The organism is Campylobacter concisus (assembly GCF_002165785.1).
GTDB classification, from domain to species: Bacteria; Campylobacterota; Campylobacteria; order Campylobacterales; family Campylobacteraceae; genus Campylobacter_A; species Campylobacter_A concisus_W.
Map to the genome: position 1 here is coordinate 135,092 of NZ_NDYO01000001.1, position 20,548 is coordinate 155,639.

A 20,548-nucleotide genomic window follows, 5' to 3' on the forward strand; every position below is an offset into this window, starting at 1 on the left:
TTAAATTTTTAAATAGAGCCCTTAAACTAAGCATCATAAAAATATTATTTAATAAATTTTATTTTACAAATCTTACTAATACTTTAGAAAATTCTTATTAATTTTCTTTCTTATTTATAAAGTCTTTTTATTGGATTTTGATAATTTTTATAAGCTATTTTTAATTTATATAGTTAGATTAATATTTGTAAGAATTTTGTAGTAAATATAAATTTTAATCTTGCCCCTACAATCAGGAGCAAGAAATAACAAATTTTAGCTCTCAAGCCCCAAATTTGCTCTGTATTCTTCATATGTGCCTTTAAAATCAACGACTTCGCCATTGCCTTTTAGATGTAAAATTCTATTTGCAAAGGCATCTATCAGCTCCCTGTCGTGGCTCACGCAGATGACTGAGCCATTAAAGTTGTAAAACGCCTCACCAAGTGCGATGATAGCCTCAAGATCTAGGTGGTTATTTGGCTCGTCCATAACAAGTAAATTTGGTCTATGAAGCATGAGCTGAGCTAGTCTTACTCGGTGTTTTTCGCCACCGCTTAGAGCACCCACTGCCTTTTCTTGCTCAGCACCGCTAAAGAGCATCCTGCCAAGGCACTTTCTGATCTCGTCGATGTCCTTGTTTTTGGCATCTTGCAAGTACTCATAAAGCTTTAGCTCGCCATCTATCTTATTTACCGTATCTTGCGCAAAATATCCAAGCTCGATGGTCGCGCCTATATGCACCTCGCCCGCGTCAGGCTTTAGCTCACCCATTATGATCTTACAAAGCGTACTTTTACCAACACCGTTATGGCCGATGATGGCTAGCTTGTCGCCCTTTTCAAGCTTAAAGTTAAAATTTTCAAATATCACCTTATCATCAAATTTCTTACTTACATTTTTAAGCTCTATTAGCTCGTTTCCTATCTCACGGTTTGCACGAAAAAGTATGCTTGGATCACGCCTGCTTGATACTGCAATCTCTGCTATGTCAAGCTTTTCAAGCTGTTTTGCACGAGAGGTCGCCTGCTTTGCCTTACTCGCATTTGCTGAAAATCTCGCGATAAATTTCTCCAGCTCCTCTTTCTCTTTTAGTTTCTTATCGCGTTCCATCTCATGCTGCTTTGCGATCAAATTTGCAGCCATATACCAGTCGTCGTAGTTGCCTGAAAACTCGCGAATTTTCTTAAAATCCACATCCAAAATGTTTGTGCAAACTCTATTTAAAAAGTGTCTGTCGTGGCTGATAACCACAAGCGTGCCCTCGTGGCGGTTTAGCTCGTTTTCTAGCCATGCGATCGCGTCTATATCAAGGTTGTTTGTTGGCTCGTCTAAAAATAAAATGTCTGGCTTTGGAAATAGCACCTGAGCTAGCAAAACTTTAACTTTATCTGAGTTTTCAACCTCGCTCATCAGCTTATCAAATTCATTTAGCCCAAGTGAGCTTAAAATTTTCTCTATCCTAGTCTCGTACTCGTAGCTTGGGTCTTCTTCGGCGCTTATCATCTCAAGCTCGCTTAAGCGCTCATTTATCTCATCAGTAAATTCTTCGCTCATATAGAGTTTCTCTTTCTCTTTTACAGCGTCATATAGGCGTTTGTTGCCATAAAGTACCGCATCTTTTAGCGTGAAATTTTCAAACGCAAACTGATCTTGCCCAAGCACGCCAACTTTTAGTCCATTTTCTATGACGATCTCGCCGCTAGTTGGCTCAATAGCTCCGCTTAAAATTTTTAAAAATGTCGATTTACCAGCGCCATTTGCACCGATGAGCCCGTATCTGTTGTGGCGATTTAGCTTTAAATTTACATCCTCAAATAGCAAACTGCTTGCAAATCTTTGAGTAAGTCCCCTAACTTCTAACATTATTTTTCCTTGAATCTATTTTTTTGGATTTTGCCTAAAATTTGATTAAAAAGCCATTTTGCTACTTTAGCCTAAAATGCCCCGTGATCTTGTAGCTATAAAGTATGTTTTCTTCTTGCACGCCAGAGCCGATGTTGTGGATGACAAGCGGTGTTTGGCCTTCAAATTTATCTGAGATTACGCCGATGTGAGGCAAATTTCCTGGTAGCATCCATGTGACGATATCGCCTGGTAAAAATTTATCATCACTCACCTCAAAACCTTTTCTTTTTAGATAGGTAGCGATGTTTAAAACACGCCTGTGATCGATGTTTTTATCAGCCTTTTTAAGCCCCCATTTTTTAGGATAGCTTGCGAAATTTCTACTCATATCTTCAAAAATGAGCCTTTGCAGATCCATGTCCTGATGTCGCAGCGCCCTTACCACAACGTCGGTGCAAACGCCCTTTTTGATATCCACGTCGCCCATAGGATAGGCGAGCTGCTCATAGTTTGGATCGTAACTTATCGTCACACCGATCTGCGACCTAGCGTCATTTGCAAATTTACTCGCCAAAAAGGCAAAAATTTGCGTGGCAAAAAGAGCTAAAAGTAGAAATTTCTTCATATTCTACTTTAAAAGCATGGTTTTTAGGATACGTTTTCCTATCTCAACGCCTGGCTGATCGTAGGTGTTGATACCTAGCATGATACCAGTGGCCGAAGTAAGCAACTCGTAGTAGAAAATGAGCCAGCCAGCATGAAACTCATCAAGCCTCTCGAGTGTGATCGTATCGACACTTATGCCCTCTTGCACCAGCGCCATAGCTGTCGCGTCGCACTGCAAATTTATAAGCTCATTTAGGCTTAGACCTGCCACAAAATCGCACTCTTCAAGCCCGTTTAAGCTCAAACTTGGGATAGCCTTGTCGCTCGCGTGATCTTTTATCTTTATAAATGTCACGCTCTTATCTTTTACTCCGTCCATGATAAGCTGCAAAAAGCTGTGCTGATCGCGACTACCGACAAGTCCAACTGGCGTAAGGCCGACCCTTTTATAGCCTCTTTTTTTACCAAGACTCTCCGCCCAAAGTTGCACGTACCAGTCGTTAAATTCAAAAAATCTATCGCAATAGCTAAAAATGACATTTATGCTGGCATTTCTGCTAGTAGCGTAGTGGTAGGCTTTAGCGACGATCGAGCTATCTTTTTGCTCGATGTATTGCTTCTTGCAAGCAAGCGCGCCATCTAAAAGCGCCTTTATATCGTAGCCACAGATACCAAGAGGCACAAGGCCAATCGCACTTAGCACGCTAAATCTCCCGCCAACGTTTTTTGGGATATTGAAAAATTTTATGCCATTTTCTTTGGCAAAATTTTCTAAATTTGTGCCTGGATCAGTTATTATGAGGAAATTTTTGCCTAAATTTTGAGGCTTAAAGTCATCAAGCAAGCACTTAAAAATAGTGATCGTCTCGATCGTGTTGCCTGATTTTGAGCTTATTACAAAAAGCGTCTCGTTAAAATTTACCCCATCAAGCGTGCTTTTGTAGCTGCAAGGATCGACGTTATCTAAAAATAAAAGCTCCCTCTTTATCCCCTTTGTGCCATCAAGCATCGATTTTAGCGCCTTTACGCCAAGACTACTGCCGCCGATACCAACTAGCACGACATTTTTGATATGAGTAATGCCCTTTTCATACTCCTCGATCTCGCCAAGTAAATTTTGGCCAAGAGCTGGCAGGTGGTAGTAGCCTATCTCGCCGCTTTCGTACTCGTCGCTTATGCGTTTAGCATAGGAGTCGATGACATCGCTGCTTGCAAAGTTGAATTTAAATGAAGTCTCTATCATTTACTACGCTCGTAAAAGAAATTTGTAGCCTCGATAAAGCCGTCGATACTGCCACAGTCAAATCTCTTGCCCTTAAATTTATAAGCTAGCACCATGCCATCTTTTGCCTGCGCTTTTAATGCGTCCGTGATCTGAATTTCGCCGTTTTTACCTGGCTTTGTTCTCTCTAAAATATTAAAAATATCCGGAGTTAGGATGTAGCGTCCAATGATAGCTAAATTTGTCGGAGCCTCGGCAGGATTAGGCTTTTCAACCATATCATCGACCATTATAAGATTATCTTCTATAAACCTACCGCTTACGACGCCATAAGACTTGGTCTGCTCTTTTGGTACTTCCATTACTGCAACGACGCTGCAGCGATACTTTTCATAAATTTTAACCATCTGAGAAAGCACACCCTCGCCATTTTCATTTATACATAAATCATCTGCCAAAATGACCCCAAAAGCCTCGTAACGAACTAGTGTTTTGCCCGTATAAATGGCATGTCCAAGTCCTTTCATCTCATTTTGTCTAGTAAATGAAAATGTGCATGAGTTCATCAAATTTCTTATCTCGCTAAGTAGCGACTCTTTTGAGCTACCTGCGATCTCTTTTTCTAGCTCGTAGCTGATGTCAAAATAGTCCTCAAGTGCCCTCTTTCCACGCCCTGTGACAAAGGCCATATTATCTATGCCAGCCTCAAGTGCCTCATCAACACCGTAGTGAATGAGCGGTTTTGTAAGGATCGGCAACATCTCTTTTGGGAGTGATTTTGTAGCTGGCAAAAACCTCGTTCCATATCCAGCTGCTGGAAATAGGCAAGTTTGTATCATTTTAGTCCTTCGTGAAAAATTGCAAAATTCTACTATCTTTTCCTTAATAATATAAATTTGTCTAAATTTACAAGGCTTTAATTAGCAAATTGATAAGATTTTAAAATTTAAAGAAAAGAGCAAATTTGCAGACGATTGATAGGATTTTTAAAGCCCAGCTTGATATAAAAAAGTCAAATTTCTTAGCGTTTTTATGCCCGATAAGCTCGTTTAAAAGCTTGCATGAGCGCCTAAAAGAGGAGCATTTTAAGGCTGTTCACGTAGTTTGGGCGACAAGAGAGCTAAACAAATACGGTCAGATCGTTGAAAACCAAAGCGACGATGGCGAGCCAAAGGGCACTAGCGGCCAGCCAAGTCTAAATGCTTTACGCGGTGCTCGGCTCATAAACGTTGGTGTATTGATAGTTCGCTACTTTGGTGGGATAAAGCTTGGCACTGGAGGGTTAGTCAGAGCTTACTCTGGGGCTGTAAATGAGGTAATAAATGAAGCCATAAAAGATGGTGGCATGATGAAATTTGAGATAAAAGATGAGACTAAATTTTTTACCCCTTTTTCGCTGATGAGCCGCTTTGAGCACTATTTTGCCACTAAAAATTTAAGCGAATTTGAAAGAGAATTTAATGACCTTGGAGCGATCTGGAGCATAAATTTAAACGATGCAGAATTTGCAGAGCTATTTAAATTTTGCAAAGAATTTGAAGTAAGCGAATTTAAATTTCTAGCCCTTGCGCTTAGTGGCAAGAGCTTATTCGCTCATCAAAGCTAAATCATTGTAAAATCGCAAAAATTCTAAAAAGAAAGTAAAAATGGAAATTTGGAACGATATTTATAACCACTTTAACCCAGTCGCCTTTAGCGTCTTTGGCTTTAGCGTGCACTGGTATGGGCTTATGTATATCTTAGCCCTTGTTTTGGCACTTGCCATGGCAAAGTATCTCGTTAAAAAAGATAAAATCCCAATCTCAAATCAGCTCTTGGATAATTACTTTTTTTGGGTAGAGATAGGTGTCATTTTAGGCGCTAGACTTGGCTGGGTTTTAGTATATTCAGGCGAAGTAAGCTACTACTTGACGCAACCTTGGCAAATTTTTAATCCATTTCATAACGGCGAATTTATAGGAATTCGTGGTATGAGTTATCACGGAGCTGTAGTTGGCTTTTTGCTTGCGACATATCTATTTTGCAAAAGGTATAAACAAAATTTATGGCAGCTACTTGATCTTTGTGCGGTTTGCATACCTTTTGGATATACATTTGGCAGGATCGGAAATTTCTTAAATCAAGAGCTTTTTGGACGAGTTACAGATGTGCCTTGGGCGATAAATGTTTTTGGCCAACCAAGACATCCTAGCCAACTTTATGAGGCATTCTTAGAAGGTTTAGTTATTTTTATTATTTTATTTTTATATAGAAAATTTAAGAAATTTAATGGCGAGCTGATAGCGCTTTATGCTATTTTATACACTTTTGCAAGATTCATTTGCGAGTTTTTTAGAGAGCCTGATTCAGGACTTGGTTTTATTGTTTTTAATCTTTCAATGGGACAAATTTTATCGCTTATTATGTGTAGCTTTGGAATTTTTGTTTATATTATGCTTTTTAAGAGATTTACGAAAATTTAATGTAAACGTTTAAAAAACATTAAAGTAAATTTCTGATACGATTAGCTTTATCAATTAATACTAATATTTAAATTAGTATTAAGAAATGATAATTTATTTCAAATTTCTTAGGAGGGCTCATGACCGGGCTTATAGAAGGTTTTTTGGGAAAACGGTCGGACGACAAAAAAAGTCGCACACCAGCCGCTTGGGATAGATGGCAAAGTATTACAGGTTTTATTTTAGCCTGTTTTATATTGTGCCATATGGTTTTTACTTCTACTATACTACTTGGCAAAGACGCATTTAACGCTGTCGTAGGGTTTGCGGAGGCTAAATTTTTATTCGGCGAGGCTACATGGTGGATCACTAACGTCATAGCTGCGGTAATATTTGCCATTTTTATCGCTCATGCATTTTTAGCTATGAGAAAATTTCCAGCAAACTACAGACAATATCTAATGTTTAGAGGCCACAAAGACCGCATGAAACACCTTGATACTACGCTTTGGTGGTTTCAGTTTTTAACCGGTTTTGCTCTATTTTTCGCAGCCAGCGCACACTTAGTGGATATAGTCTTTGGTGGACATATTACTGCAGATAAATCAGCGGCTGCATTTCATCAACTAGAAATTTTCTACTTCGCACTACTTGTTTTTATGGTCGTTCACGCTAGTATCGGTATGTACCGCTTGTATGTCAAATGGATAAGCATTGATGGTGCAAATAAGCACGAAATGTTTGCCAAAAGAAATAAGGCAAAAACAATTGTATTTGCCGTTTATGGCATACTCGCTATAATTGCGCTAATCGCCGATTTTGTGTGGATCAGCCATTAAAAAGGAGCTAGAAGATGAATGTAAAATATTATGATGCATTGGTTATCGGAGGTGGTCTAGCGGGTCTACGAGCTGCCGTTGCCGCCGGAGAAAAAGGGCTAAGTACTGTAGTTTTAAGTCTCATACCTGTAAAGCGCTCGCACTCTGCGGCTGCGCAAGGCGGCATGCAAGCCTCTTTGGGAAATTCAAAAATGAGCGAAGGCGACAACGAGGATGTGCACTTTGCCGACACGGTAAAAGGTAGCGACTGGGGCTGTGATCAGCAAGTTGCGCGTATGTTTTGTCAAACTGCGCCTAAGGCGATCCGCGAGCTAGCGGCTTGGGGCGTACCTTGGACTCGTATAACAAAAGGCGAGAGAAGCGCTATCATCAACGCTCAAAAAACGACTATCGTAGAAAAAGAAGAGGTCCACGGACTCATCCACTCTCGCGACTTTGGCGGAACTAAAAAATGGAGAACATGCTTTACGGCCGACGCCACCGGTCACACTATGCTTTTTGCCGTAGCAAACGAGGCTCTAAAGCATAACGTAGAAATTCACGATAGAAAAGAAGCTATCGCGCTAATCCACGCAAACAACCGCTGTTACGGCGCGATCGTTCGCGATCTAGTTAACGGCGAGATCACGGCATACGTTGCAAAAGGTACGCTAATCGCCACTGGCGGCTACGGCAGGGTTTATAAACACACTACAAACGCCGTAGTTTGCGAAGGTATCGGCGCGGCCATCGCTCTTGAGACCGGCGTAGCTCAGCTAGGAAATATGGAAGCTGTTCAGTTTCACCCGACTCCTATCGTTCCAAGCGGTATCTTACTAACGGAAGGTTGCCGCGGCGACGGCGGAATTTTACGCGACGTGGACGGATATCGCTTTATGCCTGATTATGAGCCTGAGAAAAAAGAACTAGCTAGCCGCGACGTCGTAAGCCGCCGTATCATGGAGCATATCCGCGCAGGCAAGGGTGTACCTAGCCCATACGGATATCACGTTTGGCTAGATATCTCGATCCTAGGACGCGAGCATATCGAGAAAAATTTACGCGACGTTCAAGAAATTTGCGAAATCTTTAACGGCATCGATCCTGCCGACACCGAAGTATATACCGACGAGAACGGACGACAGCGCGGTAAAGGCTGGGCGCCGATCCTACCTATGCAGCACTACTCTATGGGCGGCATAAAAACTAAGCCTACAGGCGAGAGCCCGACGTTAGAAGGTCTATTTAGCGCCGGCGAGGCTGCATGCTGGGATATGCACGGATTTAACCGTCTAGGCGGCAACTCCGTTTCTGAAACTGTCGTCGCGGGCATGATCGTGGGCGATTATTTTGCCGACTACTGCGGTAAGCACGAGATTGAGATAAACACCGCAGATATCGAAAAATTCGTTAAAAAAGAGGAAGACTATCTAAAGAGCCTAGTTGAAAAAGAGGGCAAATTTAACGTATTTGAGATCAAAAACAAGATGAAAGACATCATGTGGGAGCACGTGGCGATCTTTAGAACGGGCGAAGGTCTAGCCGTAGCGCTAAAAGAGCTAGAAGAGCTTTATAAACAATCTTTGGACGTCAAAGTTACAAACAAGGCGCTATTTGGCAACCCTGAGCTTGAGGAAGCTTACCGCGTACCAAAGATGCTAAAACTAGCCCTTTGTATCGCAAAAGGTGCGCTTGATCGCACAGAAAGCCGCGGAGCGCACTGCCGCGAAGACTATCCGAAACGCGACGATCTAAACTGGCTAAACAGAACTCTAACTAGCTGGAGAGAGGGCGATACGCTACCAACTATCGTGTATGAGCCACTTGATATTATGAAAATGGAGATGCCACCAGCATTTAGAGGCTATGGTGCGAAAGGTAATATTATTGAGCATCCAGATAGTGCCATCCGCCAAAAAGAGGTTGATGAAATTCGTGAGAAAATGCAAGCTGAAGGTAAGAGCAGACAAGAAATTCAAGAGGTTTTAATGCACTATGATCTTCAACCAAAATATAAAGCACCAAACGAAAGAGCAGGAATAGGATATGAGTAGAAAAATAACCATAAAAGCATTTAAATATAATCCATTAAGTAAAATTTCAAAGCCACATTTCGCGACCTACGAGCTAGAAGAGACCGATGGTATGACATTATTTATCGCATTAAATATGATTCGCGAGAAATTTGACCCAGATCTTAGCTTTGACTTTGTTTGTCGTGCTGGAATTTGTGGAAGTTGTGGCATGCTTGTAAATGGTAAGCCAAGATTAGCTTGTAGAACTCTTACTAAAGATTTTGAAAGCGGAGTAATTGAGCTTATGCCTTTGCCAGTATTTAAGTTACTAAAAGACTTAAGCGTAGACACCGGCAACTGGATGAATGCGATGAGTAGGCGTGTGGAGAGCTGGATACACACCGACCACGAGACCGATATTTCTAAGCTTGAGGAAAAGGTTGAGCCCGAAGTGGCGCAGGAAGTATTTGAGCTTGACCGCTGCATCGAGTGCGGTATCTGCGTGGCTGCGTGCGGTACGGCTATCATGAGGCCTGATTTCATCGGTGCGGTCGGACTTAACCGCGTAGCTAGATTTAAAATCGACGCGCTTGATAAACGAACCGACGAGGACTTTTACGAGCTTATCGGCGACGATGACGGCGTGTTTGGCTGTATGACTTTGCTAGGCTGCGAGGATAACTGCCCTAAACACCTCCCACTTCAAAGCCGCATAGCTTATATGCGTAGAAAAATGGCTGCTATAAAGTAGAAAAGGGGCTGTAAAAGCCCCAAATCTACTTCTAAATTTATTAAAAAAGACTGCAAATAGATGCCAAAAGGCATAAAAAGATATCAATAGATACAAATAAGAAAAATAAAAATATCAAAAATGGGATTGATAAGAGTGCGCCCATTATATAACCAAGTGGAAATGCGATAAATATAAATACGATTCCAACACTAGAAACAAAACAAAAAATCAGTGCAAATATCGTAGCAAAGGTATTTACAAATAAGCTACTATTTTCTAAAAGAAAATTTGTTAGGCCAAGACATCTCATGTTTTGATTATAGCTTTTAAGCCAAAAAATTTATATAATTTCAAAAATTTGCTTCATTTAAGGATATAAAATGTTACCAAGCTATAAAGATATGATGCTACCTATTTTAGAATTTGTCGCACAAAAGAAAGAGGCAAATAGAGCTGAAATTTCTAAATTTATAATTGAGTATTTTAAGTTAAAAGACGAAGATCTTTTGCAAAAAATAAAAAGAGGAACTCCAACTTATATAAATCGTACCGACTGGGCTTTATCCTATCTGGCTACAACAGCTCAAGTAAAATCAAAGTCAGAAAAAGTGCCGCTTCAAAAAGTTGGTAGAAGCCTATTTGCCATAACAAATTTTGGCAAAGAGCTAGTAAGTAGCAAGGACAAAAAGAGCAAATTTCTCTCTTGGTACGATGAAATTTACAAACAAGAGATAAGGCAAGAGAAAAAAGAAGCCACGGAAAATACCCCAGATGACAATATAGATGAAGCGCTTTGCAAGATAAAAGAAGAGCTAAAAAGTGAAATTTTATCTAGCATTTTAGAAAAAGAGCCAAGATTTTTTGAATACCTTGTAACAAAGCTACTTGAAAAGATGAATTATGGAGCTGGAAATCTTACGAACAAAGGCCCAGACGGCGGGATAGATGGCATCATAGATGAAGATGAACTTGGACTTTCTAAAATTTATATCCAAGCAAAAAAATACAAAGACGGCAGTAATATCCGTAGGCCAGAGATTCAGCAGTTTATCGGCGCCATCTCAAATAAAAATACTAAAAAAGGTGTCTTTATCACTACGGCAAAATTTACTAAAGAAGCTGAAAATTTCGCCAAAGATAATCAAAATTTTAGTGTGGTTTTGATAGATGGCGACAAGCTTGCAGAGCTAATGATAAAATACAAAGTCGGCGTTCAAACAAGCCAAATATATGAAATTTGCAAAATCGACACCGACTTTTTTGAGGAAAATAATTTTTAAAAATTTTAAGCCATAAAGTACTACTGCCTGGGATCATTTCAGTCTTACTTTATTTGTGTGCTTAAAAAATAAATTTAAATCTTTACTAACGTCAATATAGTCCAAATTTACCAGCTTAAAATGCTTTTTAAATCAAATTTTACTCTTATAAACGCCGTCTAAAATTTAAGTGTTATAATTACAGTGAAATAACGATTTTAAGGAGAGGATATGCAATCTCGCATAATCACTGGCGTTTTGATGTTTGTTGCTATTTTGGTAGTTTTTTTTATTGATAATTATATTTTAAATTTTATCTTGCTCGGCGCTGTGCTTTATTTTGCATTTAATGAGTCGCTCAAGCTTTATAATATCGATCACAAACAGCTAGTTTTTGCCGCACTTGCTTTTTATGTGCTTACATATTTTACAAATCCAATTTTCATAGCAATCCTTGCTATCATGCTGGTTGCTTCGATCCTGGCTCACATAAAAAGTGAAAATTTAAAGCTAGTCGCACCTTTTGTCTATCCGACCACGCCGATCTTTATGATGTGGATGCTCTACTCAGAGTATGGCGTAGGCTATCTTGTATGGCTTATTTTAAGTGTAGTTGCAAGCGATAGCGGTGCATTTTTTGTTGGCAAAATGTTTGGCAAACATCCATTTAGCCCAAGCTCACCAAACAAAACAATCGAAGGTGCAGCAGGCGGTGTGGCGATAGGCACTGTAATTGGCTGCATTGTTGGAAATTTTGTAACTGAAGGATTTTTCCAAATTTTATTCTCAAGCTTTTTAGTCTGCGTGTTTGCGGTTTGGGGAGATTTGTTTGAGAGTTACCTAAAAAGACTTTGCGGCGTCAAAGATAGTGGTTCGCTCTTCCCAGGACACGGAGGCATGCTTGATAGGATAGATGGATATTTATTTGGCGTAGTAGCCCTACTTTGGTCGCTCTCGTGGTAATACTTGGCTCAACTGGTTCAATCGGCAAAAATGCCCTTAACCTTTGCGAAAAATTTGGCGTAGAGGTTGAGGCATTAAGCTGCGCTAAAAATGTAGATTTGCTAAATGAGCAAATTTTAAAATTTAAACCAAAATTTGTCTGCGTAGGCGATGAAAAGCTAGCTAAAAACGTAAAAAATGTAGAAACTAAAAATATCTTTTTTGGTGAGGCTGGACTGCTGCAAATGCTAGAAATTTCAAGCTCAAAAAAGGTAATAAACGCCCTTGTTGGCTTTGCTGGCCTTGCTCCTAGTTTAAAGACGCAAACTCTTGGCAAAAGGCTTGCCCTTGCAAACAAAGAGAGTCTTGTTGTTGGCGGCAAATTTCTAAAGACTAGAGAGATTTTGCCGATTGATAGCGAGCATTTTGGACTTAAATTTCTACTTGAAAATAAAACTGCACCAAAAAGACTCATCATCACAGCAAGTGGCGGCGCATTTTATAAAAAGCCGATCAAATTTCTAAAAGACGCCACACCAAGTGATGCTTTGAAGCATCCAAACTGGGATATGGGGGCAAAGATCACTATCGACAGCGCGACGATGACAAATAAGCTTTTTGAGGTGATAGAGGCTTATTGGCTTTATGGCATCAAAGATATAGAAGCTGTGATAGAGCCAACTTCTGCGATACACGCCGTAGTTGAATTTATAGACGGCTCAAGCACGATGCACCTCTCGCGACCTGACATGAAGCTAGCTATCGCTCATGCTATGTTTGAAAATATCAATGAAAATATTGTCTCACACGCAAATTTACTTGATCTAAAAAATATAAAATTTCATAAAATCAGCCTTAAAAAATATCCCATTTTTTCGCTAAAAGATGAGATCCTAGCAAACCCTGATCTAGGTGTGGTGATAAATGCTGCAAATGAGGTTGGAGTGTTTAGCTTTTTAGAGAAAAAATGCTCGTTTTTGGATATCTCAAGGCTCGTTTTAAGCTCTGTTAAAAATTTTAGAAATATTAAAATTTCAAATATTGATGAAATTTTTGAAGCTGATAAAGAAGTTAGAAATTACGCAAAAAGGATGTTAAATGCAAAGGTATGAGGGTTATAAATTTGATCCCAAACAAAGCTTAATCGGCGTTCAGTTTTTATTTGTCGCCTTTGGTGCACTGGTATTAGTGCCGATACTTACGGGTCTAGATGCAAATGTAGCTCTCTTTACGGCCGGTCTTGGCACGCTACTTTTTCAGCTAATTACTAGAAAAAATGTTCCGCCTATTTTTTTAGCAAGCTCCTTTGCTTTTATCGCGCCACTTCAGTACGGTATCGAAAAATGGGGCATAGCAGTGACGATGGGCGGAGTTATATTTGCTGGATTTTTCTACGTTGCCTTAAGCCTCGTGGTCCGATTTGGCGGAGAGAAAATTTTGCATAAAATTTTGCCTCCAGTTGTCGTTGGGCCGGTCATCATGACAATAGGCCTAATCCTTGCTCCAAATGCCGTTAAAATGGCAACATCAGCCACTGAAATTTATACTCAAAATGAGGCGATGATCGTTGCTGGCATTTCGTTAGTAGCTACTATTTTGGTAATGATGCTTGGGCGTGGCATGTTTAGGCTTATACCTATTTTGCTTGGTATTATCACCGGATACATCGTAGCTTACTGCTTTGGCATGGTTGATTTTACCCCTATCTTTAATGCACCTTGGTTTAGAATGCCAAATTTCACTACACCAAAATTTGAGTTTGAAGCGATCATTTATATGATACCTATCGCCATAGCTCCAGCGATCGAGCACATAGGCGATATGCTTGCTATCTCAAATGTCACAAAAGAGGATTTTCTAAAAAATCCAGGCCTTAAAAATACGCTCCTTGGAGATGGACTTGCCACTTCGCTTGCTGCTTTTTTTGGTGGCCCGCCAAATACTACATACTCAGAGGTCACAGGCGCAGTTAGTCTTACAAAAGCTTATAATCCAGCGATCATGACCTTTGCGGCGATCACTGCCATCGTGCTAGCCTTCGTTGGCAAGCTAGGAGCGGTGCTCTCAACTATCCCGGCCCCAGTCATCGGCGGTATCATGCTGCTACTTTTTGGCATCATTGCAAGCGTTGGCATGGAGACACTTATAAAAAATAAAGTCGATCTTGCAGATCCTAGAAATATGATAATCGTAGCCCTCATCTTTATCTTTGCCATCGGCGGCATGGTGCTTGACCTTGGTGCGGTGAAATTTTCAGGCATAGGGCTTGGCGCGGTTACTGGTATAGTTTTAAATTTGCTTTTACCAAAGACAAAGCATTACGAAGGATATTAATGCGTAAATTTTTACTTTTTTTACTAACCTTTGCCACTGCTAGTTTAGCTAATACTTTAGACTATGTGCTCATCAAAAAAGGTGAACCAAGCGAAAACACGATGTTGTTAATCGGCGGTATTCAAGGCGATGAGCCGGGTGGCTTTTTGGCAGCCTCTATCGTGGCAACTGACTATAACATCACAAAAGGCTCGCTTTGGGTTGTGCCAAATTTAAATTTCCCAAGCATAATCGAGCGAAGTCGTGGCACAAAAGGTGATATGAATAGAAAATTTGCCCATGTAGATAAAAACGATCCAGACTATAACTCAGTAATGAAAATAAAAGATGTCATCACTGATAAAAACGTCACGCTCATCTTAAATTTACACGATGGAAGTGGCTATTACAGAGATAAATTTATAAACAAAGACGAAAATCCAGATAAATGGGGCAATACTTGCATCATAGATCAAAGTACGCTTCCTGGCTCAAAATACCCAGAGCTTGAAAGCATCGCCTCTAGTGTAAAAGATGTGCTAAACAAGCATCTAATAGATCAAAAACACCAGTATCACATCAAAAACACGCACACCGCAATGGGTGACAAAGAGATGCTAAAAAGCCTAACTTACTATGCTATCACGCAAAATAAGTCAGCCTTTGCAAACGAAGCTAGTAAAAATTTAAACGCTGAGCAAAGGACTTATTACCATCTAATCGCCATTGAAGAATATATGAAAAAAGCTGGCATTAGCTTTAATAGGCCGTTTAACCTTGATGTTAAAAGTGTAAAAAAGGCAATCGAAAAAGAGATCAGACTTGAACTTGAAAATTCATACGCGATAAGCCTTAAAAATCTAAAGCCTTTAATAAATTTTGTCCCACTTAAAAAAGGCGAGTTAAATTACAGCTCACCAAATCCGCTAATAGCCATCATAAAAGAAAATGGTAGCTTCAAAGTGCAGTACGGCAACCGCTTTGTTACTAGATTAAAACCACAATATTTCGAGTTTGCAAAGCCACTTGATGAAATTTCACTAATAAGTGACGGTAGCGAGCTTACATTAAAAAGTGGTGATAAATTTAGCGTGAAAAAGAGCTTTAAAGTAAAAGCACTCAAAAACGTGCGCGTAAATGTCATAGGATACGGCACAAAAAGTATAGATGAGAGCGAGCAAGAAGTGGCTAAAAATAGCCTAAATAAAAGCTACAGCATCGATAAAGACGGTAAAATTTACCGAGTAGAGTTTTATAAAAATGAAGATGGCAAAGAGAAATTTGCTGGCATGATCTTAGCGGAGTTTAAATGATACTTGGCATCGAAAGTAGCTGCGATGATAGCTCGGTCGCACTAATAGATGAACGCACTTTAGAGAAAATTTATTATAAAAAAATTTCTCAAGAAGAGGAGCACGCTATCTTTGGTGGCGTGGTTCCTGAGCTTGCAGCTAGGCTTCATACAAAGGCACTGCCAGCACTCTTAGAGGATATCTTGCCAAATTTTAAAGATATAAAAGCGATCGCTGTGACAAATGAGCCGGGTCTTAGTGTGAGTCTAATAGGCGGTGTCAGCATGGCAAAAGCGTTAAGCGTGGCTCTTAATATCCCGCTAATTGCCGTAAATCATCTAGTTGGTCACATCTACTCACTATTTTTAGATCGTGAAGCCACCTTTCCACTTGGCGTCCTGTTAGTAAGTGGTGGGCATACGATGATCTTAGAGATTGACGAAAATGATGAAATTTTGGAGCTTGCAAGCACTGGCGATGATAGCTTTGGTGAGAGCTTTGACAAGGTTGCTAAAATGCTTAATCTTGGCTATCCAGGCGGTGCCGTAGTTCAACAAAATGCCCTACTTTGCAAAGACAAAGAGAGGTTTCTTTTTACCATTCCACTTCTTCATGATAAACGTCTTGAGTATAGTTTTTCGGGGCTTAAGAACCAAGTCAGAGTTGAAATTTCAAAGCTAGAAAATATCACTAAAAAAGATATCACTGACATCTGCTACGCATTTGAAAATACAGCCTGTGAGCACATTTTAAACAAGCTTGAAAAGGTCTTTTGTTTAAGAAATTTTAAGCGTTTTGGCGTAGTTGGCGGCGCAAGCGCAAATCTAAATTTACGAAAAAGGCTTGAGATGCTTTGCCAAAAAAATGAGTGCGAGCTTTTACTAGCTCCACTTGAGTTTTGCTCTGATAACGCCTTAATGATAGCAAGAGTGGGGCGTGAGAAGTACCTAAAAGGCGAGTTTGTAAACCATAGCGAACTAAATATAAACCCAAGAGTTAGCTTTAGAAAGCTTGAGTTAAATTAAACTTTTTAAAAAACATAAAATTTTGTGCCTAAATCTTGATAGCTTCGTAAGTAAAAACGTAATAAAATCTAAAAAATTTCAAAAAAAGAATCTTTAATGGACGAGTTTTTAAATCACGCTTGGCATTTAAATAAAATTTACGCTAATACTGATGCGAGCGTGCCTTTTTACCCAGATCTACTGGTGCTTCTTTTATCTTGTGATGAGAAAAATTTAGATGAGTTTATGGCTCTTGCCGAGTTTAGAAATATCTTAAAAAAGCTAGGTGTTGGACTTGATATCTTTAGCATACAAAGTGCCCAGCTAGCTACACTAAAAGCACTAAATGATGCAAAAATTTCAAGTGATGAACTCGTAACCCACTTACAAAAGCTACGTGATGAAAAGATAATTAGCCATGAAAAATTTGATTTTTTAATAAAATTTATAAGCAAAAACTCAAATCAAAATAAGGCTGAAATTTCTAATACGAAGCCAAAAGATCATTTTCACAAGAGCTTGGATTTTCTAAACGAGATAAATGAAAAAGCAAGCATGCTTGATGAAGATAAAGAATTTTTATTAGCTTTAGAAAATGCCAAGAAAAAATCAAACGAAACGCTTTTTAACATCGCAGTAAGTGGTGTCATAAACTCTGGCAAATCAACGCTTTTAAATGCGCTTTTAAACAAATCCGTCCTAGGCACATCAAATGTACCTGAGACCATAAATTTAACCATCTTAAAGCACGCAACAAATAGCCATGCAAAGGTAAATTTTTATAGTCCAGACGAGCTAGAAAAACTTGGACTTTCAAGCAAAAATTTACCAGCTAATAGCGTAGAGATCAGCCTAGATGAGATCAAAAACTATACATCTTCGAGCTCAAAAACGGCAAATCTCGTAAAAAGCGTTGAGCTTTATGATGACTTGGAGCTTTTAAGAGATAATGTCTGCATTATAGACACTCCGGGCATAGATGATGCGATCGTTTTAAGAGAGCAAATAACTACAAATTTTATGAAAGAGTGCGACCTTTTGGCTCATCTCATGAATGCCTCACAAAGTGCAACGCAAAAAGACGCAATATTTTTGAAAAAATGCCTTGAAAACTCGCATATCGTAAGAATTGCTATCGTGCTAACTCACGCTGATGAGTTAAACGCAAAGGATATTAATGAAACGCTTAACTACGTAAAAAAGGCGATTGGCGAGCAGATAAATAATATTAAGATAGACTACTTTGCCCTTAGTGCAAAAGCTTATCTTGATGGCGCTTTAAATAGTGGCGTGCCGGAGTTTAAAGAGTATCTTTACGATGTACTTTTTGGCAAAGACTCTAAAAAATCAGCTCTTATTTTAAGCTCATATCAAAAAGAATTGCAAAATATTTTAAAAACAAAACTTGAAGCCACAAAGGCTGAAATTTTGGAGCTTAAAGCATTTGGTTTAGAGCTAGAAGCTTTGCAAAACGAGCAAGCAAATATCAAAAATTCTCTTAATGAAAATTTCACAAAACTTGAAAGGCTTTTAGAAAGCGAGCTAAAAAAACTCGATGACAAAAATGCAAAAGATATCTATAAAATGGGGCTTGAAGCACTACTTCAAAATCTAAATGAAAAGCTTAAGAGCGATATCGCTTATTGCAAAAGTAAAAGAGAAAATTTAAATCTAAAACGTCTTACACAAATAGCAAAAACTACACTTTGTGACGGAGTTGCGGCACTTATGAGAGAGGCCAGAAATGAAACTTTAGTGCAGACAAAGTCATGCGAGCAAAATATCGCTTTAAGTTTTGATGGCTTTAGTGTGAGTGAAAATAAAATTTTTAGTATAAATGACTTTTTAAAGCAAATGGGCGTAGAGCTTGATTTTGGTGAGCTTTTAGATGAGCTTGAGGCTAAAATTTTAAATAAAAATGAGCCAGATGAGGCACTTTCAAGTTTAAGACAAAATTTACTTAACAATAAAAGCATATCGCAGTTTTGTGAGACGCTAGCAGAACATGAAAAAAAGCTGCTAAAAGAGCGAGTAAAGGCTTATGAGATGAGCCAAAAAGAGGCTTTAAATAAAAGGCTTTTAGTGCTCAATGAAAAACTTAATGAGCTAAATTTACAAAATCAAAGCTCAATTTCAAAGCTTAAACAAAAGACCTCCTTACAAGATGAAATTTACTCACTTTTAGAGGATATTAAAAATGTTTAATGAGTTTATAAATGCCTACAAAGCGAGATACTTTAAGGTCTTTACAAATGATTTTAAGGGCGAGCTAGCTAGGCTCGTAAATGATCTAAACGATCCTAGTTTGCATATAAGCGAGCAGATAAAAGAGAGCTTAAATTTACTAATAGATACTCTAAATGAGCCACCACTAATAGCTGTTATCGGTCAATTTTCAAGTGGGAAATCAACGTTTTTAAACGCACTTCTTGGTCAAGATATCTTGCCATCAGGACTAACTCCAGTCACCGCAAAGGCTGTGAGGCTAAAATTTGCAAAGATGCCACTTCTAAGCGTGAAATTTATAAACGGTAGCGAAAGCCTGCTAGCAAGTAGCGATCTAACCGAGCTAAATAAGCTAGGCGAGCAAATTTCTGGTATGACGCTTTATGCGCCAAGTGAAATTTTAAAAGAGATAAATTTCATCGACACTCCTGGCCTAAACTCGCTAAGAGAAGCTGACACAAAAGAGACAAAAAATACGCTAAAAAAGGTTAGCGGCGCAATATGGCTAAGCCTTGCAAACAACGCCGCAAAGGCAAGCGAGCTTGAAAGTATCAAAGAAATTTTAAAAGCAAATGATCTAAAAGCGATCTGCCTAATCAACCAAAAAGACAAGCTAAGCAAGGAGGAGCTTGAAAATTTGCTAAAACACGCTAGGCAAACTTATGGCGAGCTTTTTGAGGATATCATCGCTATCTCATCAAAGCAAGCACTCCTTGGCATCACAAATAATAACAAAAGCCTACTTGAAGCTTCAAATTTTAACGAAGCTCTAAAGGCTATTAAAGAGTGCTTTTTAGATAAGAGCTTTAAAGAAAATTTTATAAAAGCAAGGGCAAAAAAGATCGTAAAACTCCTAACTAACGAACAAGAAAAACATCTAGAAATTTATGATAATGCGCTGTTGATTTTAGATGAATTTAGTGGCTCGCTAGATGAGAAGCTGGAGGCGATAAAAGAGGAGTTTAAACCAAAGATCGCTTTAAGATATAGTCAAATGAGTGAAGTTATAAAACTTGCTGCCGATGAGGTATTTAAGCTACTTAAGCCTTTTTCAAAGACAAAATTTAACGCTTCAAAGACGCTTTTAAACAAAGAAATTTATAAGCGTGAAAATTTTGAGGTAATAAGTCTTGATAGCGACGAAGTCTTTTCAAAACTTATCTACGAAGATGTGGTTTTTAATAAATTTTTTAAACGCTACAAAAAAGATCTAAAAGAGCTAGAAAATGCAATAACCTCAGCATTTAATGAGCTTTATAAAAATTTAGAGGATAAATTTTTAATATATAAATCTCGCTATGAAAATTACGCTAGCTTTGATGATCAAGCCTTGGCTTACGAAACAAAATCCATAAATACCTATGCCGGACGGACATATGAAAATTTTTTAAGAGAGTATGAAACAGCTAAATTTAAGGCTATACAAAAGGTCTCTTTGTTTTTTGAAAAGCTTGATATAAAGCTAGCCTCAAACTATGAAAACGCGCTCAAACTCGCGGTTTATTTTATAAAACAAAAGATAGAAAAGACGCTAGAGTCGCACCTGCAGATGAATACGCCACTTTATATTCCAAGTGCAAAAGATGTCTATGAGCGCATGCTTGATGCGTTTAGCCTTTATGAGTTTGAAGCTTTAATGTGCTCAAACAGCTCGTTTTTAAATAAAATTTTGCTTGATATAAAAAGCGATTTTAATGAAATTTATACTTTAAAAATAGCAATGCTTGATGGCTTAAAAGAAAGAGTTAAAGAGCAAATTTCAAAGATCAAAGAGCTTTGTGAAAATTCATTATTACTAAGATAAATAAAAATTTTTAAAGCTTAGAAGCTATCCATTTAAGGATAGCTTT

The 20,548-nt window shown here is 38.7% G+C and carries 17 protein-coding genes; 13 read left to right on the forward strand and 4 right to left on the reverse strand.

The genetic code is table 11. The features are described 5' to 3' along the window. Positions 1-255 precede the first annotated feature (255 nt). The 4 genes from abc-f to galU all read right to left on the reverse strand — a co-directional run bounded on the left by abc-f (position 256) and on the right by galU (position 4,494). The gene (abc-f, locus tag B9N62_RS00735; RefSeq protein WP_087583935.1) at positions 256-1,845 is read right to left on the reverse strand and encodes a ribosomal protection-like ABC-F family protein; all 1,590 of its coding nucleotides are present in this window, start codon (positions 1,843-1,845) and stop codon (positions 256-258) included. A 61-nt stretch (positions 1,846-1,906) separates the two neighbouring features. Further along, positions 1,907-2,452, reverse strand: coding sequence for a DUF1287 domain-containing protein (locus B9N62_RS00740; protein ID WP_087583936.1), 546 nt, complete (start codon positions 2,450-2,452; stop codon positions 1,907-1,909). A gap of 3 nt (positions 2,453-2,455) precedes the next feature. After that, positions 2,456-3,676, reverse strand: a complete 1,221-nt coding sequence (locus B9N62_RS00745) for a glucose-6-phosphate isomerase (protein WP_087583937.1) — start codon at positions 3,674-3,676, stop codon at positions 2,456-2,458. Then, complete coding sequence (gene galU, locus B9N62_RS00750; RefSeq protein WP_087583938.1) at positions 3,673-4,494, reverse strand: UTP--glucose-1-phosphate uridylyltransferase GalU; 822 nt, start codon at positions 4,492-4,494, stop codon at positions 3,673-3,675. The genes B9N62_RS00745 and galU overlap by 4 nt, the downstream gene beginning before the upstream one ends. Before the next feature lie 125 nt (positions 4,495-4,619). On the opposite strand from galU, the gene B9N62_RS00755 reads away from it, so the two are divergent. From B9N62_RS00755 to B9N62_RS00820, 13 genes are all read left to right on the forward strand, one after another. Then, entirely contained in the window at positions 4,620-5,261 is a 642-nt protein-coding gene (locus tag B9N62_RS00755; protein WP_087583939.1) for an IMPACT family protein, read from the forward strand. A gap of 40 nt (positions 5,262-5,301) precedes the next feature. After that, entirely contained in the window at positions 5,302-6,117 is an 816-nt protein-coding gene (gene lgt, locus B9N62_RS00760) for a prolipoprotein diacylglyceryl transferase (protein WP_087583940.1), read from the forward strand. A gap of 119 nt (positions 6,118-6,236) precedes the next feature. Continuing rightward, the gene (locus B9N62_RS00765; RefSeq protein WP_021091688.1) at positions 6,237-6,935 is read left to right on the forward strand and encodes a fumarate reductase cytochrome b subunit; all 699 of its coding nucleotides are present in this window, start codon (positions 6,237-6,239) and stop codon (positions 6,933-6,935) included. Positions 6,936-6,949: 14 nt separating this feature from the next. Beyond that, positions 6,950-8,968 (forward strand): fumarate reductase flavoprotein subunit, encoded by a 2,019-nt coding sequence (locus B9N62_RS00770; RefSeq protein WP_087583941.1) that lies wholly within the window; start codon positions 6,950-6,952, stop codon positions 8,966-8,968. Beyond that, positions 8,961-9,680 carry a fumarate reductase iron-sulfur subunit gene (locus tag B9N62_RS00775; RefSeq protein ID WP_021091811.1) on the forward strand — a complete coding sequence of 240 codons (720 nt, stop codon included), beginning with the start codon at positions 8,961-8,963 and terminating at the stop codon, positions 9,678-9,680. The genes B9N62_RS00770 and B9N62_RS00775 overlap by 8 nt, the downstream gene beginning before the upstream one ends. Before the next feature lie 362 nt (positions 9,681-10,042). Beyond that, positions 10,043-10,942: a restriction endonuclease gene (locus B9N62_RS00785; protein ID WP_087583943.1), complete on the forward strand. Its 900-nt coding sequence runs from the start codon at positions 10,043-10,045 to the stop codon at positions 10,940-10,942. A gap of 210 nt (positions 10,943-11,152) precedes the next feature. After that, on the forward strand, positions 11,153-11,884 hold the full coding sequence (locus B9N62_RS00790; RefSeq protein ID WP_084041191.1) for a phosphatidate cytidylyltransferase: 732 nt from the start codon (positions 11,153-11,155) through the stop codon (positions 11,882-11,884). Further along, on the forward strand, positions 11,866-12,975 hold the full coding sequence (dxr, locus tag B9N62_RS00795; RefSeq protein WP_087583944.1) for a 1-deoxy-D-xylulose-5-phosphate reductoisomerase: 1,110 nt from the start codon (positions 11,866-11,868) through the stop codon (positions 12,973-12,975). The genes B9N62_RS00790 and dxr overlap by 19 nt, the downstream gene beginning before the upstream one ends. Further along, on the forward strand, positions 12,962-14,197 hold the full coding sequence (locus tag B9N62_RS00800) for a uracil-xanthine permease family protein (RefSeq protein WP_072595151.1): 1,236 nt from the start codon (positions 12,962-12,964) through the stop codon (positions 14,195-14,197). The genes dxr and B9N62_RS00800 overlap by 14 nt, the downstream gene beginning before the upstream one ends. Next, positions 14,197-15,489, forward strand: coding sequence for a M99 family carboxypeptidase catalytic domain-containing protein (locus tag B9N62_RS00805; protein WP_087583945.1), 1,293 nt, complete (start codon positions 14,197-14,199; stop codon positions 15,487-15,489). Before B9N62_RS00800 ends, B9N62_RS00805 begins: the two co-directional genes overlap by 1 nt. Further along, a complete protein-coding gene (gene tsaD, locus B9N62_RS00810) occupies positions 15,486-16,493 on the forward strand; it encodes a tRNA (adenosine(37)-N6)-threonylcarbamoyltransferase complex transferase subunit TsaD (RefSeq protein ID WP_087583946.1) in 1,008 nt (335 codons plus the stop codon). Before B9N62_RS00805 ends, tsaD begins: the two co-directional genes overlap by 4 nt. A 96-nt stretch (positions 16,494-16,589) precedes the next feature. Next, entirely contained in the window at positions 16,590-18,677 is a 2,088-nt protein-coding gene (locus tag B9N62_RS00815) for a dynamin family protein (RefSeq protein WP_087583947.1), read from the forward strand. Then, a complete protein-coding gene (locus B9N62_RS00820) occupies positions 18,670-20,502 on the forward strand; it encodes a dynamin family protein (RefSeq protein WP_087583948.1) in 1,833 nt (610 codons plus the stop codon). Before B9N62_RS00815 ends, B9N62_RS00820 begins: the two co-directional genes overlap by 8 nt. Positions 20,503-20,548 lie beyond the last annotated feature (46 nt).